This is a genomic window from Streptomyces cellostaticus (genome assembly GCF_023630175.1).
In the GTDB taxonomy this organism is placed as follows: domain Bacteria; phylum Actinomycetota; class Actinomycetes; order Streptomycetales; family Streptomycetaceae; genus Streptomyces; species Streptomyces cellostaticus_A.
Genome location: NZ_JALLIN010000010.1, coordinates 96826 through 113122 on the forward strand (window position 1 = coordinate 96826; position 16297 = coordinate 113122).

Below are 16297 nucleotides of genomic sequence, written 5' to 3' on the forward strand. Positions count from 1 at the left end.
GCGGAAGGCACGTGCACCCGGCGGCGCGCGGCGGCACACAGCCACCCGTGCAACCATCGTCGCTACCCGGAAGTCCTCATCCGTAAGCGTCCGTCGCTAGGGTGTGGGGCTGTGATGGCCAGCGAGACCTGTGGGGAAGCCCGTGCGTGAATACCTGCTGACGCTCTGCATCACGGCCGCGGTGACGTACCTGCTGACAGGGCCGGTGCGGAAGTTCGCGATCGTGGCGGGGGCGATGCCGGAGATCCGGGCGCGTGACGTGCACCGGGAACCCACTCCGCGTCTCGGCGGGATCGCGATGTTCTTCGGACTGTGCGCGGGCCTGCTGGTCGCGGACCACCTGACCAACCTCAACGAGGTCTTCGCCAAGTCGAACGAGCCACGGGCGCTGCTCTCCGGGGCCGCGCTGATCTGGCTGATCGGCGTCCTGGACGACAAGTTCGAGATCGACGCGCTGATCAAGCTCGGCGGACAGATGATCGCCGCCGGCGTCATGGTCATGCAGGGCCTGACGATCCTGTGGCTGCCGGTCCCGGGCGTCGGCAACGTGGCGCTGACCCAGTGGCAGGGCACCCTGCTGACCGTGGCGCTGGTCGTCATCACCATCAACGCCGTGAACTTCGTGGACGGCCTCGACGGCCTGGCCTCCGGCATGGTCTGCATCGCGGCGGCCGCGTTCTTCCTGTACGCCTACCGGATCTGGTACTCGTACGGCATCGAGGCGGCCGCCCCGGCGACGCTCTTCTCGGCCATCCTGATGGGCATGTGCCTGGGCTTCCTGCCGCACAACATGCACCCCGCGCGGATCTTCATGGGCGACTCCGGCTCGATGCTGATCGGGCTGGTGCTGGCCGCCGGCGCGATCAGCATCACCGGTCAGCTCGATCCGGACGCACTGGCCCTGTTCACGGGTTCGGAGAAGGCCGCGGTGCACCAGACGGTGCCCGTCTACATCCCGCTGCTGCTGCCCCTGACGATCATCGCCGTGCCCGCCGCGGACCTGGTGCTGGCCATCGTCCGCCGCACCTGGCGCGGCCAGTCGCCGTTCGCCGCGGACCGCGGCCATCTGCACCACCGCCTGCTGGAGATCGGCCACTCGCACAGCAGGGCGGTGCTGATCATGTACTTCTGGTCGGCCCTGATCGGTTTCGGCGCGCTCGCCTACTCGGTCAACTCGGCCTCGATGTGGATCGTGCTCGGTGTGGTCTTCCTGAGCGCCATCGGCCTGATCCTGCTCCTGCTGCCCCGCTTCACGCCCCGGGTGCCCACCTGGGCACAGCACTTCGTGCCGCCGCGGTACCGCAGGCGCCACCGCCCGGCGGAGGACCTGGGGGCGGCCGCGGAGAGCGCGCGGACCGCCGAGGAGGAGACGCCGGCGGCCGAGGAGCGGACCCCCGTCGCAGCCGGTACGACAGGGGTCAACGGGGCGACCGCCATCGGCCCCCGTTCGCGTATCGGCAAGGCCACAAGGTAAGAATCTGACTAGAGCATTGCCATCTCGTGGGGGAGCAAAGCTCCCCAATACCAGACAAACAGGCTGGGTTTTTGCACAGACGCGCGCTGCCACTCTCATGTGTGACAGCAAGCACACCTACCAGGTAAAGACCTCATCAAATAGTTTGTGATACGGTTCACGAGAACCCGGGATAGAGCCGAAGGACCGTAGTGCGACGGTCCGCCGGCGTGAGGTCTCGACCACTCGACCCGGGACTACGCTCGTCCATGACGACACCTGCCCCCTGTGAAAGCGGAGTTGCCGCCATGCCGTCCAATGACGCCCGGAACCTACTGCAGATCGCTGTGCCCGCAGCGGCCGCCGGCGTGATCGCCGTCGCCGTGAGCGCCGCGGTCGCGGGGGGCAAGGGTGCGCTCGGCGCGGTTGTCGGCGCGGTGCTGGCCATCCTGTTCATGGGAGTCGGCCTCTACGTGCTGCAGTGGACGGCAAAAACGCTCCCGCAGCTCTTCCAGGCCATGGGGCTGATGCTCTACATGGCTCAGCTCCTGCTCCTCCTGATCTTCGTCGCCGTCTTCAAGGGCACCTCTCTCTTCAACGCCAAGGCGTTCGCCGTGTCGCTCGTCGTCACGACCGTCGTGTGGATGGCCGCGCAGGCGCGCGCACACATGAAGGCCAAGATCTTCTACGTCGACCCCGACTCCGCGAAGAGTGAGAAGCACGAGAAGACGGGGCCGCCGTCGTGAGGGGTAGGGGCGGGATAAAGGCCTGTGAGATCTCCTGCTATCGTCCGGTGCCAACTGCGGCATCGCGGGCGCGGGCATCCGAGCTGACGCCTGCTCCATCGCGAGGCTCGATGCCCTCCAGCCGCCCCCACATCCGTAACACCAGTCCGGTGCCGATCCGCGGCCCTGTGCCGCGCCGACACAACGAGGTTGCCGTACCCATGCGTCACGCCGAAGGAGCCCGCGGTGAGTGCTGACCAGACCCAGCTCGCCTTTGACTGGAGTTGTCGGATCATGTCCGACAACGGGTGTGGCTTCCCGGCTCCGGGCCTGCACTCGTTCCTGTTCAAGCCGATGGCCACGGTCGGCGGCTTCGAGTTCAACAAGGTGATGTTGCTCGCGCTCGTCACCACGGTCCTCGTCATCGCCTTCTTCTGGGCCGCCTTCGGCAACGCCAAGGTCGTCCCGGGCAAGCTGCAGATGATCGGCGAGGCCGGCTACGACTTCGTGCGCCGAGGCATCGTCTACGAGACGCTCGGCAAGCGCGAGGGCGAGAAGTGGGTGCCGCTCATGGTCTCCCTCTTCTTCTTCATCTGGCTGATGAACATCTGGTCGGTGATCCCGCTGGCCCAGTTCCCGGTCGCCTCGGTCTTCGCCTTCCCGCTCGTGCTGGCCCTGCTCGTCTGGGTCCTGTGGGTCGGACTGACCTTCAAGCGCCACGGCTTCGTCGGCTTCTTCAAGAACATCACCGGCTACGACAAGTCGCTCGGCGCGGTGCTGCCGCTCGTCATGGTCATCGAGTTCTTCTCGAACCTGTTCGTCCGCCCGTTCACGCACGCGGTGCGACTCTTCGCCAACATGTTCGCCGGTCACCTGATGCTGGTGATGTTCACCATCGCCTCCTGGTACCTGCTGAACAGCTGGATGATCCCGGCCGCCGGCATCTCCTTCGTGATGACCATGGCCATGATCTGCTTCGAACTTTTCGTCCAGGCCGTCCAGGCGTACGTCTTCGTACTGCTGGCCTGTTCGTACATTCAGGGTGCTCTCGCCGAGCACCACTGAGCCTCAACACCCCCCGGTCGTCCGGTGGCCAAACCCCCACCGGTCCGTAAAGAGAAGGAAGATTCAGCATGGCTGCCACTGAGACCCTTGCCGCTGTCACCGGTTCCATCGGTTCCGTCGGTTACGGCCTCTCGGCCATCGGCCCCGGCATCGGCGTCGGCATCATCTTCGGCAACGGCACCCAGGCCCTCGCCCGCCAGCCCGAGGCCGCCGGCCTGATCCGTGCCAACCAGATCCTGGGCTTCGCCTTCTGTGAGGCGCTCGCCCTCATCGGCATCGTCATGCCGTTCGTGTTCGGTATCAACTAAGACCTCCGTACCGACACGTATCGACGAAAGGCACTGATGTGATCGCCAACCTGGCACAGCTGGCGGCCGAGGAGACCGAGCAGAACCCGCTCATCCCGGCCGGCCCCGAGCTGCTCGTCGGCACCATCGCCTTCGCCATCGTGTTCTTCTTCTTCTGGAAGAAGCTGCTTCCGAACATCAACAAGGTTCTGGAGGAGCGCCGCGCGGCGATCGAAGGCGGAATCGAAGAGGCCGACGCCATGAAGGTCGAGGCCCAGAGCGTCCTTGAGCAGTACAAGGCACAGCTCGCCGAGGCCCGGCACGAGGCCGCGCGTCTGCGCCAGGAGGCGCAGGAGCAGGGTGCCGCCCTCATCGCCGAGATGCGGGCCGAGGGCCAGCGGCAGCGCGAGGAGATCGTCGCCGCCGGTCACTCCCAGATCGAGGCCGACCGCAAGGCCGCCGCGGGCGCGCTCCGCCAGGACGTGGGCAAGCTCGCCACCGACCTGGCCGGCAAGCTCGTCGGTGAGTCCCTCGAGGACCACGCCCGGCAGAGCCGTGTGATCGACCGATTCCTCGACGAGCTCGAGGAGAAGGCCGAGGCCACGCGATGAACGGAGCGAGCCGCGAGGCCCTGGCAGCCGCACGTGAGCGTCTCGACGCGCTGACGGACTCCACGTCCGTGGACGCGACGAACCTCGCGGACGAGCTGGCGGCCGTCACCGCGCTGCTCGACCGCGAGCCCAGCCTGCGCCGGGTCCTCACCGACCCGGCGCAGCCCGGTGAGGCCAAGGCCGAGCTGGTCCGGCGGCTGGTCGGCGGTCAGGTCGGCACGACCACCGTCGACCTGGTGTCCGGCATGGTCCGTTCCCGCTGGTCGCAGCCGCGCGACCTGGTGGACGCCCTGGAGGAGCTGGCGAACGTCGCCGACCTCACCTCGGCGCAGAAGACGGGCACGCTCGACGACGTCGAGGACGAGCTGTTCCGGTTCGGCCGGATCGTCTCCTCCAACACCGAGCTGCGTGCCGCGCTCACGGACCGCTCGGCGAGCGCCTCGGCCAAGGCCGAGCTGCTGCGCCGGCTCCTCGGCGGCCGGGCCAAGCCCGCCACCGAGCGTCTGGTCGCGCGCCTGGTGTCCGCCCCGCGTGGACGTAGCCTTGAGTCGGGGCTGGAGTCCCTGTCCGGGCTGGCCGCCGAGCGCCGGGACCGCATGGTCGCCGTCGTCACCTCGGCGGTGCCGCTGAGCGACGGGCAGAAGCAGCGCCTCGGCGCCGCTCTGACCAGGCTCTACGGCCGCCGGATGCACCTCAACCTGGACGTCGACCCCGAGGTCGTCGGCGGGATCCGGGTGCAGGTCGGTGACGAGGTCATCAACGGCTCCGTCGCGGACCGGCTGGAGGACGCGGCCCGCCGCATGGCGAGCTAGCGACACCTCGGCAATCGAGAAAACGCAAGACGTGCTTACGGCCCTGGTTGGGCCGTGCAGAGGATTCACCTCGTTCAGGGGGGAGTCCCCATCCCCCCAAAGTGAAACTTCGGGCCCAACAAGGAGAGCAGGGAACCCAGATGGCGGAGCTCACGATCCGGCCGGAGGAGATCCGGGACGCACTGGAGAACTTCGTCCAGTCGTACAAGCCGGACGCGGCCTCGCGCGAGGAGGTCGGTACGGTCACCGTCGCCGGCGACGGCATCGCCAAGATCGAGGGCCTGCCCTCGGCCATGGCGAACGAGCTGCTGAAGTTCGAGGACGGCTCCCTCGGTCTCGCGCTGAACCTGGAAGAGCGCGAGATCGGTGCCGTCGTACTCGGTGAGTTCAGCGGTATCGAGGAGGGACAGCCGGTGCGCCGCACCGGTGAGGTCCTCTCCGTCGCGGTCGGCGAGGGCTACCTCGGCCGCGTCGTCGACCCGCTCGGCAACCCGATCGACGGCCTCGGCGAGATCGAGACGTCCGGCCGCCGCGCCCTCGAGCTGCAGGCGCCCACGGTCATGCAGCGCAAGTCGGTGCACGAGCCGATGGAGACCGGCTACAAGGCCGTCGACGCGATGACCCCGATCGGCCGTGGTCAGCGTCAGCTGGTCATCGGTGACCGCCAGACCGGCAAGACCGCCCTGGCCGTCGACACGATCATCAACCAGCGCGACAACTGGCGCTCGGGCGACCCGAAGAAGCAGGTCCGCTGCATCTACGTCGCCATCGGCCAGAAGGGCTCCACCATCGCCGGCGTGCGCCGCGCGCTGGAGGAGAACGGCGCCCTGGAGTACACGACCATCGTCGCCGCCCCGGCGTCCGACCCGGCCGGCTTCAAGTACCTGGCGCCGTACACCGGTTCGGCCATCGGTCAGCAGTGGATGTACGAGGGCAAGCACGTCCTGATCATCTTCGACGACCTGTCGAAGCAGGCCGACGCCTACCGCGCCGTGTCGCTGCTGCTGCGCCGCCCGCCGGGCCGTGAGGCCTACCCGGGTGACGTCTTCTACCTGCACTCCCGGCTGCTGGAGCGCTGCGCCAAGCTCTCCGACGAGATGGGCGCCGGCTCGATGACCGGTCTTCCGATCGTCGAGACCAAGGCCAACGACGTGTCGGCGTTCATCCCGACCAACGTCATCTCCATCACCGACGGCCAGTGCTTCCTGGAGTCGGACCTGTTCAACGCCGGTCAGCGTCCCGCGCTGAACGTCGGTATCTCCGTCTCCCGAGTCGGTGGTTCCGCGCAGCACAAGGCGATGCGCCAGGTCTCCGGCCGCCTGCGTGTGGACCTCGCCCAGTTCCGTGAGCTCGAGGCGTTCGCCGCCTTCGGCTCCGACCTGGACGCGGCCTCGAAGGCCCAGCTCGAGCGCGGTCAGCGCATGGTCGAGCTGCTGAAGCAGGACCAGTACCAGCCGATGTCGACCGAGGACCAGGTCATCTCCGTCTGGGCCGGCACCAACGGCCGCATGGACGACGTCCCGGTCGCCGACATCCGCCGCTTCGAGCGCGAGCTGCTGGACTACCTGCACCGCAAGGAGTCGGGCCTGCTCACCTCCATCCGTGAGGGCGCCAAGATGTCGAGCGACACGATCCAGGCGATCGACGACGCCGTCGCGGAGTTCAAGAAGCAGTTCGAGACCTCGGACGGCAAGCTGCTCGGCGAGGACACTCCTGCCGCTGCCGCCAAGTGACGTAAGGAAGGGACCTGACTCATGGGAGCCCAGCTCCGGGTCTACAAGCGTCGCATCCGATCCGTCAGCGCGACCAAGAAGATCACCAAGGCGATGGAGATGATCGCCGCCTCGCGCGTCGTCAAGGCGCAGCGCAAGGTGGCGGCCTCCACGCCGTACGCGACCGAGCTGACGCGTGCGGTCACGGCGGTCGGTACGGGTTCGAACACCAGGCACCCGCTCACCACGGAGGCGGAGAACCCGGCCCGCGCCGCGGTTCTGCTCCTCACGAGCGACCGCGGTCTGGCCGGCGCCTTCAACTCCAACGCCATCAAGGCGGCGGAGCAGCTCACCGAGCGCCTGGAGCGCGAGGGCAGGCAGGTCGACACGTACATCGTCGGCCGCCGGGGTGTCGCCCACTACAACTTCCGTGAGCGCAAGGTCGCGGAGTCGTTCACGGGCTTCACCGACGAGCCGTCGTACGCGGACGCCAAGAAGGTCGCGGCGCCCCTGATCGAGGCCATCGAGAAGGAGACGGCGGACGGCGGCGTGGACGAGCTCCACATCGTCTACACCGAGTTCGTCTCGATGATGACGCAGACCGCGCTCGACGCCAGGCTGCTGCCGCTGCGTCTCGAAGAGGTCGCGGAGGAGGCCGTCCCCAAGGGCGAGATCCTGCCGCTGTACGACTTCGAGCCGTCGGCGGAGGACGTCCTCGACGCCCTGCTGCCGCGCTACGTGGAGAGCCGGATCTACAACGCGCTGCTCCAGTCGGCCGCTTCGAAGCACGCCGCCACGCGGCGCGCGATGAAGTCGGCCACCGACAACGCGGGCGAGCTGATCAACACGCTCTCCCGTCTTGCCAACGCGGCCCGCCAGGCCGAAATCACCCAGGAAATCAGCGAGATCGTCGGTGGCGCGAGCGCCCTGGCCGACGCGACCGCGGGGAGTGACCGATAAATGACCACCACTGTTGAGACCGCGACGGCTACGGGCCGCGTCGCCCGGGTCATCGGCCCGGTCGTCGACGTGGAGTTCCCCGTCGACGCGATGCCGGACATCTACAACGCCCTTCACGTCGAGGTGGCCGACCCGGCCAACGCCGGCGAGAAGAAGACGCTGACCCTGGAGGTCGCCCAGCACCTGGGTGACGGTCTGGTCCGCACCATCTCCATGCAGCCCACCGACGGTCTGGTCCGCCAGGCCCCGGTCGTCGACACCGGCAACTCGATCACGGTGCCCGTCGGTGACTTCACCAAGGGCAAGGTGTTCAACACCCTCGGTGAGGTGCTGAACGTCGACGAGCAGTACGAGGGCGAGCGCTGGGGCATCCACCGCAAGGCCCCGAACTTCGACGAGCTCGAGTCGAAGACCGAGATGTTCGAGACCGGCGTCAAGGTCATCGACCTGCTGACCCCGTACGTCAAGGGCGGCAAGATCGGTCTGTTCGGCGGTGCCGGCGTCGGCAAGACGGTGCTCATCCAGGAGATGATCTACCGTGTCGCCAACAACCACGACGGTGTCTCCGTGTTCGCCGGTGTCGGTGAGCGCACCCGTGAGGGCAACGACCTGATCGAGGAGATGTCGGACTCCGGCGTCATCGACAAGACCGCGCTGGTCTTCGGTCAGATGGACGAGCCCCCGGGCACCCGTCTGCGCGTCGCGCTGGCCGGCCTCACCATGGCCGAGTACTTCCGTGACGTCCAGAAGCAGGACGTGCTGTTCTTCATCGACAACATCTTCCGCTTCACGCAGGCCGGTTCCGAGGTCTCCACGCTGCTCGGCCGTATGCCCTCCGCGGTGGGCTACCAGCCGAACCTGGCCGACGAGATGGGTCTCCTCCAGGAGCGCATCACCTCGACCCGTGGTCACTCGATCACCTCGATGCAGGCGATCTACGTCCCCGCGGACGACCTGACCGACCCGGCCCCGGCCACCACCTTCGCCCACCTCGACGCGACGACGGTTCTGTCCCGTCCGATCTCCGAGAAGGGCATCTACCCGGCCGTGGACCCGCTGGACTCCACGTCCCGGATCCTGGACCCGCGCTACATCGCCGCGGATCACTACAACGCGGCCATGCGCGTGAAGACGATCCTGCAGAAGTACAAGGACCTCCAGGACATCATCGCGATCCTCGGTATCGACGAGCTCGGCGAGGAGGACAAGCTCGTCGTCCACCGTGCCCGTCGCGTGGAGCGCTTCCTGTCCCAGAACACCCACGTCGCCAAGCAGTTCACCGGCGTGGACGGTTCGGACGTGCCGCTGGACGAGTCGATCGCGGCGTTCAACGCGATCTGCGACGGCGAGTACGACCACTTCCCGGAGCAGGCGTTCTTCATGTGCGGTGGTCTTGAGGACCTCAAGAAGAACGCGAAGGAGCTGGGCGTCTCCTGAGCCCCGTGCTCTCGGTGAGGGGGCGGGCGCGTCCCGCCCCCTCATCCACGCCCTCTAGAATTGACCCCAACACCCGGCACCCCCGCCGGGTGGTGACCCGAGGAGCCACCCTTGGCTGCTGAGCTGCACGTCGAGCTGGTCGCCGCCGACCGCCAGGTCTGGTCCGGCGAGGCCACCCTGGTCGTCGCGCGCACCACGTCCGGCGACATCGGCGTCATGCCCGGTCACCAGCCGCTGCTCGGTGTGCTGGAGTCGGGCCCGGTGACCATCCGTACGAGTGATGGTGGAACGGTCGTCGCCGCGGTGCACGGCGGTTTCGTCTCGTTCGCGGACAACAAGCTGTCGCTGCTGGCCGAGATCGCCGAGCTGTCGGACGAGATCGATGTCCAGCGCACGGAGCGCGAGCTCGAGCGCGCGAAGGCGGAGGACGACGCGGAGGCACAGCGCCGCGCCGACGTCCGTCTGCGGGCGGCGACGGCGGCGCGTTGATCCAGCGCGCGGTGTGATGACGTCACTCAGCCGCGGTCGGTCCGGAGCAATCCGGTACCGACCGCGGCTGAGGCGGATGTGGGTGATTTTTCGGTTTCATTACTCAGTTGTTAGCGCAGTGACACTGTCTGGGAGACGAGGAGGTCGGTGCCGGTGGTCCTCGCTCTGACTGTGTGCGGGATCGTGGTCGCGCTCGTGGTGGTGGGACTGTTCCTGTTCGGGCTGCGCCGCAGACTGATCCAGCGCTCCGGCGGCACCTTCGACTGCTCGCTGCGCTGGGACGTGCCCGAGAAACCGGACGTGGGCGGCAAGGGCTGGAGCTACGGTGTCGCCCGCTACAGCGGCGACCGGATCGAGTGGTACCGGGTCTTCTCCTACGGCCTGCGCCCGCGCCGTGTCCTGGAGCGCGCCGCCATCGAGGTGGCCGGCCGCCGGCTGCCGGAGGGCGAGGAGGAGCTGGCCCTGCTCTCCGACGCGGTGATCCTCGCCTGCACCCACCGCGGCACGCGCCTGGAACTGGCGATGAGCGAGGACGCGCTGACCGGGTTCCTCGCGTGGCTGGAAGCGGCCCCGCCCGGTCAGCGAGTGAACGTGGCGTAGTCGCACCCACCCGACGAGCCGACGCCCCCCGGATGAGGTCCGGGGGGCGTCGGCGTCGCGCGAGTGGGTCTACAGGTTGTTGCTGATGGCGCTCACGAGTTCGCCGTTGCCGGTGTCGCCGCTGAACTCCCAGAAGAAGGCGCCGCCCAGTCCCTGATTCTTGGCCCAGGTCATCTTGCCGGCGATGGTGGCGGGGGTGTCGTAGGACCACCAGTTGCTTCCGCAGTGCGCGTACGCGGTGCCGGCGACGGTGCCGGTGGCCGGGCAGGACGCCTTGAGCACCTTGTAGTCCTCGATGCCCTGCTCGTAGGTGCCCGCCGCCGGGCCCGTGGCCGTGCCGCCCGGGGCGTCCTGGGTGACACCGGTCCAGCCGCGGCCGTAGAAGCCGATGCCGATGAGCAGCTTCTTCGCCGGCACACCGATCGCCTTGAACTTGGCCATCGCGTCGGCGGTGGTGAAGCCGGCCTTCGGGATGCCGGAGTACGAGGTGAGCGGGGAGTGCGGTGCGGTCGGGCCCTTGGCGTCCCAGGCCCCGAAGAAGTCGTACGTCATCACGTTGTACCAGTCGACGGAGCTCGCGGCGCCGGCGTAGTCGGCGGCCTCGATCTTGCCGCCGTTCGAGCCGTCGGCGGTGGTGGCCGCGGTGACCAGGTTGCCGGTGCCGAACTTGGCGCGCAGCGCCGCCATCACGTTCCTGAAGGCGGCGGCCCCGCTGGTGTCGCAGCTCAGCCCGCAGGCGTTCGGGTACTCCCAGTCGATGTCGATGCCGTCGAAGACATCGGCCCAGCGCGGGTCCTCGACCAGGTCGTAGCAGGACTGCGCGAAGGCGGCAGGGTTCTTCGCGGCCTCGCCGAACCCGCCGGACCAGGTCCAGCCGCCGAAGGACCACAGCACCTTGATGTGCGGGTACTTGGCCTTGAGCTGGCGGAGCTGGTTGAAGTTGCCGCGCAGCGGCTGGTCCCAGGTGTCGGCGGTGCCGCTGACGGACTGGTCGGCGGTGAACGCCTTGTCGTAGTCGGCGTAGGAGTCGCCGATGGCGCACCTGCCGCCGGTCACGTTGCCGAAGGCGTAGTTGATGTGTGTGATCTTCGAGGCGGAGCCGGACGTCACCAGGTTCTTGACGTTGTAGTTGCGGCCGTAGATGCCCCACTCGGTGAAGTAGCCGAGCTTGACCTTGTCGCCGGTGGGCGGGGGAGTGGTGCCGCCGCCGGTGGTGTGCACGGCAAGGGCGCCGCTGACCGGTCCGGTCTGGTCGGCGGTGTCGCGGGCCCGCACGGTGTAGGAGTAGTCGGTGCCTGCGGTCAGACCGCTGTCGGTGTACGAGGTGGCCGTCACCGTGGAGACGACCTTGCCGTCGCGCAGCACGTCGTAGTTCTTGACGCCCTTGTCGTCGGTGGCCGCGCCCCAGGCGAGTTTCACCGAGGTGTCGGTGATGCCGGAGGCGGTCGGGGTGCCGGGGGCGGAGGGCGCCGCGTCACCGGGGACGGTGGTGCCGTCGCAGCTGTCCCCGTTCAGCCTGCAGTTGGACGGGGAACCGGGGCCCGCGCCGTTGAAGCCGAAGGAGACGGAGGCGCCGGGGGCGATGCTGCCGTTGTAGGACTTGTTCTTGGCGGTCCAGTGGGTGCCGGAGTGCGTGACGTCCGCGTCCCAGGCGGAGGTGACCGACGTGCCGGAGGGGAAGTCCCACTCGACGGTCCAGGAACCGATGGCGCTCGTGCCGGTGTTCTTCACGGTCCACTGACCGCCGAAACCGGTGCCCCAGTCGCTGGTCTTGGTGAAGCTCGCCGTCGCGTCGGCCGCGGCCTGGGCGGGGCTCGCGAGACCGACCAGGCCGGCCAGGGGGAGCAGCAGGGTCGCGAACCCTGCCGCGGCTCTGTGTCTGAAGCGCATGCTGCGCCTCCCTCTTCGTTGGGGGTGTCAGGGGCATGACTGAGCCTTCACGCCCACGGTGCCGCGAGAATAGAAAGGTCTGGACCACATGGTCAATAGGTCTGGACCACTTGTCTCAGGCTTCGCTTGATCCCCAACTCCGCCGCCGCTAGGGCGGCTTGTGCCCCGCAGCGCGGCTCGGGCCGCCCCGGGCCACGGCTGACGTGCGCCTTCACCGTGCTCCGCGGGCCGCACGCGGGCCGGTCCCGGCCCACGTGCGGCCCCCGTCGTCGTGGCGCGCCCGGCGCCGAGCCGACCGGCGGGGCCCGCAACGCCCACGGCCCGCGATCTTCCACGGTGGAAGGTCGCGGGCCGCCGGAGCCTCGCCGGAACGGGTTCGCTAGTGCTGTGACCGGAAGGGTCTGCCGGAAAGCTCGCGGCGTCCGGTGCGGCGCATCGCAAGGCGGAGCATCGTACGCGTACCGGACGTACTCGGGTGATGCGACAACGCGGCGAGGTGCCGTGCCGGGCGTCGCGAGCCGGTGAACCCTTCCGGTCGCAGCGCTAGCGCTCCCCGCCCGGCACCCACAGCACGTCCCCGGTCTCCGTGTTCGCCGTCCGGGCCAGGATGAACAGCAGGTCGGACAGGCGGTTGAGGTAGGTCGCGGTCAGCGGGTTCATCACCTCGCCGTGCGCCTCCAGTGCCGCCCAGGTGGAGCGCTCGGCCCGGCGGACCACCGTGCACGCCTGGTGCAGCAGGGCGGCGCCGGGGGTGCCGCCCGGGAGGATGAAGGAGCGCAGCTTCTCCAGCCGCTCGTTGAAGCGGTCGCAGTCCGCCTCCAGCCGGTCGATGTAGAACTGCTCGACCCGCAGCGGCGGGAACTCCGGGTTCTCCTGCACCGGCGTCGACAGGTCCGCGCCCACGTCGAACAGGTCGTTCTGGACACGGGTGAGGACCTCGACGATCCCCGCGTCCAGGCCCCCCAGTGCGATCGCCGTGCCGAGCACCGCGTTCGCCTCGTTGGCGTCGGCGTACGCCGAGATCCTGAGGTCCGTCTTGGCGACCCTGCTCATGTCGCCGAGGGCGGTGGTGCCCTGGTCGCCGGTCCTGGTGTAGATGCGCGTCAGATTGACCATGTGACCAGCGTAGTTACGCTCCGGCCGTCCGGAACACGCGTGTGCCCACCGTCACGGTCAGCGCGGCGAGGCCGACCGCGACCAGGGCGCCGCTCAGCATGTGCGCGCTCGTGTACCGGCCGACGTAGGCGTCGCGGACCGCGTCCACCAGGTAGCGGAACGGTACGCAGTGCGAGAGCGCGTCCAGCCAGGCCGGCGCGAGCGACATCGGCAGCATCAGGCCGGACAGCAGCATCGACGGCATCGACACCGCGTTGATCAGCGGCCCGAACTCCTGCGGGGTGCGCACCTTCATCGCCAGCGCGTACGACAGCGAGGCCAGCGACACGGTGAGCAGGGCGACGAAGGCGAAGCCGATGATGATGCCCGGCAGCGGTGCGCGCAGTCCCATCACCAGCGCGGCCAGCACCAGCAGCACCGCCTGGAGGACGAAGACCGTGGCGTCCCGCAGGACCCGGCCGAGGAGCAGGGCGAGACGGCTGACGGGGGTCACCCGCATCCGCTCCAGCACCCCCTGGGCGTTCTCCAGGATGACGCTGAAGCCCGCGAACAAGGCTCCGAAAAGGCCGAGTTGGAGCAGCAGCCCGGGCACCAGAACCTGCCAGGAGCTGCCCGAGCCGCCCAGGGGCAGGCCGGTGAGCAGCGGGCCGAAGAAGAGGAGGTACAGCAGGGGCGTCAGTACACCGAAGAGCAGGGCGAAACGCGAGCGCAGGGACTGACGGAGATAGCGGCCGTAGACGAGGGCCGTGTCGTGCAGGAGCATGCGGGCGTCCTATACGGCGATCGGGGCGGCGTCCGCCGGGGCGCGGCCGCGGCCGGTGATGGCGAGGAAGGTGTCCTGGAGGGTGGCGTCGATCGAGCCGCCGTGCGCCAGCCTGAGCGCGCTCGGCGTGCCGTCGGCCGCCACGACGCCCCGGTCGACGACGACCAGGCGGTCGGCGAGGGCGTCGGCCTCGTCCAGGTGGTGGGTGGTCAGGCAGACGGCCGTGCCGTGCCGGTCGCGCAGCTCGCGGACCAGGTCCCACAGGCCGGCGCGGCTGCCGGGGTCGAGGCCGGTCGTCGGCTCGTCCAGGAACAGCACCTTCGGTCGGTGGGTCAGCGCCATCGCGATGTCGAGACGGCGCCGCTGGCCGCCGGAGAGCGCGGCCGTCCTGCGGTCGAGCAGTCCGGTGAGGTCCAGCTCGCGGGCGAGTTCCGTGGTGCGCCGGACCGCCTCGGCCTTCGGCAGGCGGTACATCCGGGCCTGGGTGACCAGTTCCTCCCGGACGGTGATCTGCGGATCGACCCCACCGGACTGGGCGACGTAACCGGACACCCGGCGCACTCCGGCCGGGTCGGTGGCCAGGTCGTGCCCGGCGATCGTCGCCGCGCCGCCGGTGGGCTCCAGCAGGGTGGTGAGCATGCGCAGGGTGGTGGTCTTGCCCGCGCCGTTGGGTCCGAGGAGGCCGACGATCTCGCCCGCCCGGACGGTGAGGTCGACGCACCGCACGGCCTCCACCGGACCGGCTTTCGTCTGGAATGTGCGGGCCAGGCCGGCCGCGCTGATGACTGCTGTCATGGCGTACAGAAAAACAGAGTCCCTGAATTTTTGCAATGACCCCAAGTTTTCATCGGATCCAGCGAAGTTAGGATGCGGGCATGGCTGAAGGGCTCAGGGAGCGGAAGAAGCGGCAGACCAGGCAGTACATCTCTGATGTCGCCACAGGACTGTTCGTCGAGCGCGGGTTCGACGCCGTGACGGTCGCGGAGATCGCCGAGGCGGCCGACGTCTCCGTCAACACCGTCTACAACTACTTCCCCGCCAAGGAGGACCTGTTCTTCGACCGCTCCGCCGGCATGGTCGACCGGCTCGCACGCTGGGTGCGCGGCCGTCCGGCCGGTGAGTCGGCGGTCGCCGCGGTGCTGCGCGAACTGCGCGAGGAGATCGAGGCCGTGTCCCCGCGGGTCGGCCTCATCCCCGGATACGCGGCGTTCATGAGGGTCATCGAGGAGGCCCCCGTCCTGCGCTCCCGGCTGTGGGGCATCGGGCAGGAGGTGCAGTCCACCCTGGAGCGCGAACTGCGCGAGGAGACCGGCGCCGCGGCCGACGACGACCTGCCGCACCTGATGGCCGGCCAGATCGCCTGGGTGCACAGTACGGCCATGGCGGCCATCGGCCGCGAGATGGTCAGGGGGCGCGATCCGCGCGACGTCTCGCGCGAGGCGCTCGCCCTCCTCGACGACATCGAGGACCTGCTGAGCGAGAAGGTGCTCGCGTACGCGGTGCGCCCCGGGCCCTGAGCGCCGAGGGTCCTGAGCGGCCCGACGGGCTGAGCGGCCCGGGGCCGGCGGGCGGCCGCGCGTCAGCCGATGGCGATGCGCGGATGGACGGCGGGCCGGATCCATGGTGGCCGCGGATGGCGAGCGCGCGGCGCGCGGTGCCGCCGCCCTCGCCGAGTACGAGGCTGATGAGCGGGCAGTCGCGCGGTGCGCCCGCGGGTTCCGCGCTTTCCTCGGCGAATTCCGAATTCTCCTCGCCAGGCTCCGCCGCCTGCTTTCCCTCGTCCATGAACAACTCCCTCCAGCTCCGGAATCGGCCCCTTGTGGGCGATGGCGCACGACGCCCGCAAGCGAGCGGACAGACTGGGCGAAGAGATTCCGCGAGTGCCGAAGTGTCGGACTCGCGAACCTGCTTGACAGGGTGTCGTGGCTGAGCTGCCTCTCGTACCACCCGTCATTGGCTCAGCTTGCACTGGCGGTCGTGCCCCGCTGGTCGGCAGACTGTCAGCACGAACCATCGGTGCCCGGAAGGCGAGAACCCTTGCTCCTTGCGACTGGCAGTGTCGTCATCTTCCTGTGGCTGTTCCTCTTTGCCTGGGTCGGCCGGCGGCGGCGTAGGCACGGCGGCGGCGGAGCATCCACTGCTGAGGCGTGGGCCGAGCTCTTCCAACCGTCACAGCGACACGTGCAGCAGGAGCGGCAACGCCGACTTGTCCTCCGGGACGACGCCGAATCCGGCGCACCCCCCAGCTCTGTTGACCTCGACTCCGGCAAGGCGGTCATCCGCCCCGTGCGGAACGCCACAAGCAGGTACGGCGCGCCGTAACGGTTCGTTGCATCACCATCCGCCCGTGCACGACTGCCAGGAGCTCTCGGTTTGC

Annotated in this window: 17 protein-coding genes; 13 read left to right on the top strand and 4 right to left on the bottom strand. The window is 68.9% G+C overall.

Annotation, left to right across the window (positions count from 1 at the left end; all coding sequences use genetic code 11):
- The first annotated feature begins 142 nt into the window (after positions 1–142).
- The 11 genes from MXD57_RS08855 to MXD57_RS08905 all read left to right on the top strand — a co-directional run bounded on the left by MXD57_RS08855 (position 143) and on the right by MXD57_RS08905 (position 10151).
- A complete protein-coding gene (locus MXD57_RS08855) occupies positions 143–1474 on the top strand; it encodes an MraY family glycosyltransferase (protein ID WP_250400769.1) in 1332 nt (443 codons plus the stop codon).
- 287 nt (positions 1475–1761) lie between these two features.
- Positions 1762–2199: a hypothetical protein gene (locus MXD57_RS08860; protein WP_250400770.1), complete on the top strand. Its 438-nt coding sequence runs from the start codon at positions 1762–1764 to the stop codon at positions 2197–2199.
- A gap of 273 nt (positions 2200–2472) precedes the next feature.
- Positions 2473–3243, top strand: a complete 771-nt coding sequence (atpB, locus tag MXD57_RS08865; RefSeq protein WP_250400830.1) for a F0F1 ATP synthase subunit A — start codon at positions 2473–2475, stop codon at positions 3241–3243.
- A 68-nt stretch (positions 3244–3311) separates the two neighbouring features.
- The gene (locus MXD57_RS08870) at positions 3312–3551 is read left to right on the top strand and encodes a F0F1 ATP synthase subunit C (protein ID WP_250400771.1); all 240 of its coding nucleotides are present in this window, start codon (positions 3312–3314) and stop codon (positions 3549–3551) included.
- A 38-nt stretch (positions 3552–3589) separates the two neighbouring features.
- A complete protein-coding gene (locus MXD57_RS08875; protein ID WP_250400772.1) occupies positions 3590–4141 on the top strand; it encodes a F0F1 ATP synthase subunit B in 552 nt (183 codons plus the stop codon).
- The gene (locus tag MXD57_RS08880; RefSeq protein ID WP_250400773.1) at positions 4138–4953 is read left to right on the top strand and encodes a F0F1 ATP synthase subunit delta; all 816 of its coding nucleotides are present in this window, start codon (positions 4138–4140) and stop codon (positions 4951–4953) included. Before MXD57_RS08875 ends, MXD57_RS08880 begins: the two co-directional genes overlap by 4 nt.
- A 140-nt stretch (positions 4954–5093) precedes the next feature.
- A complete protein-coding gene (gene atpA / locus MXD57_RS08885; RefSeq protein WP_250400774.1) occupies positions 5094–6686 on the top strand; it encodes a F0F1 ATP synthase subunit alpha in 1593 nt (530 codons plus the stop codon).
- Between the two features lie 21 nt (positions 6687–6707).
- On the top strand, positions 6708–7625 hold the full coding sequence (locus MXD57_RS08890; protein ID WP_250400775.1) for a F0F1 ATP synthase subunit gamma: 918 nt from the start codon (positions 6708–6710) through the stop codon (positions 7623–7625).
- Positions 7626–9062 carry a F0F1 ATP synthase subunit beta gene (gene atpD, locus MXD57_RS08895; RefSeq protein WP_250400776.1) on the top strand — a complete coding sequence of 479 codons (1437 nt, stop codon included), beginning with the start codon at positions 7626–7628 and terminating at the stop codon, positions 9060–9062.
- A 111-nt stretch (positions 9063–9173) separates the two neighbouring features.
- Entirely contained in the window at positions 9174–9551 is a 378-nt protein-coding gene (locus tag MXD57_RS08900; protein ID WP_143626875.1) for a F0F1 ATP synthase subunit epsilon, read from the top strand.
- A gap of 153 nt (positions 9552–9704) precedes the next feature.
- Positions 9705–10151 carry a DUF2550 domain-containing protein gene (locus MXD57_RS08905; protein ID WP_250400777.1) on the top strand — a complete coding sequence of 149 codons (447 nt, stop codon included), beginning with the start codon at positions 9705–9707 and terminating at the stop codon, positions 10149–10151.
- A gap of 69 nt (positions 10152–10220) precedes the next feature.
- On the opposite strand, the gene MXD57_RS08910 is transcribed toward MXD57_RS08905, so the two are convergent.
- From MXD57_RS08910 to MXD57_RS08925, 4 genes are all read right to left on the bottom strand, one after another.
- Positions 10221–12041, bottom strand: a complete 1821-nt coding sequence (locus tag MXD57_RS08910; RefSeq protein WP_250400778.1) for a glycoside hydrolase family 18 chitinase — start codon at positions 12039–12041, stop codon at positions 10221–10223.
- A gap of 543 nt (positions 12042–12584) precedes the next feature.
- Complete coding sequence (locus tag MXD57_RS08915) at positions 12585–13157, bottom strand: cob(I)yrinic acid a,c-diamide adenosyltransferase (protein WP_250400779.1); 573 nt, start codon at positions 13155–13157, stop codon at positions 12585–12587.
- A 13-nt stretch (positions 13158–13170) separates the two neighbouring features.
- Entirely contained in the window at positions 13171–13920 is a 750-nt protein-coding gene (locus MXD57_RS08920) for an ABC transporter permease (RefSeq protein WP_250400780.1), read from the bottom strand.
- A gap of 9 nt (positions 13921–13929) precedes the next feature.
- Positions 13930–14715 (bottom strand): ABC transporter ATP-binding protein, encoded by a 786-nt coding sequence (locus tag MXD57_RS08925; RefSeq protein ID WP_250400781.1) that lies wholly within the window; start codon positions 14713–14715, stop codon positions 13930–13932.
- A gap of 80 nt (positions 14716–14795) precedes the next feature.
- On the opposite strand from MXD57_RS08925, the gene MXD57_RS08930 reads away from it, so the two are divergent.
- Positions 14796–15437, top strand: a complete 642-nt coding sequence (locus MXD57_RS08930; protein WP_250400782.1) for a TetR/AcrR family transcriptional regulator — start codon at positions 14796–14798, stop codon at positions 15435–15437.
- 103 nt (positions 15438–15540) lie between these two features.
- Entirely contained in the window at positions 15541–16242 is a 702-nt protein-coding gene (locus MXD57_RS08935; protein WP_250400783.1) for a DUF6191 domain-containing protein, read from the top strand.
- Positions 16243–16297 lie beyond the last annotated feature (55 nt).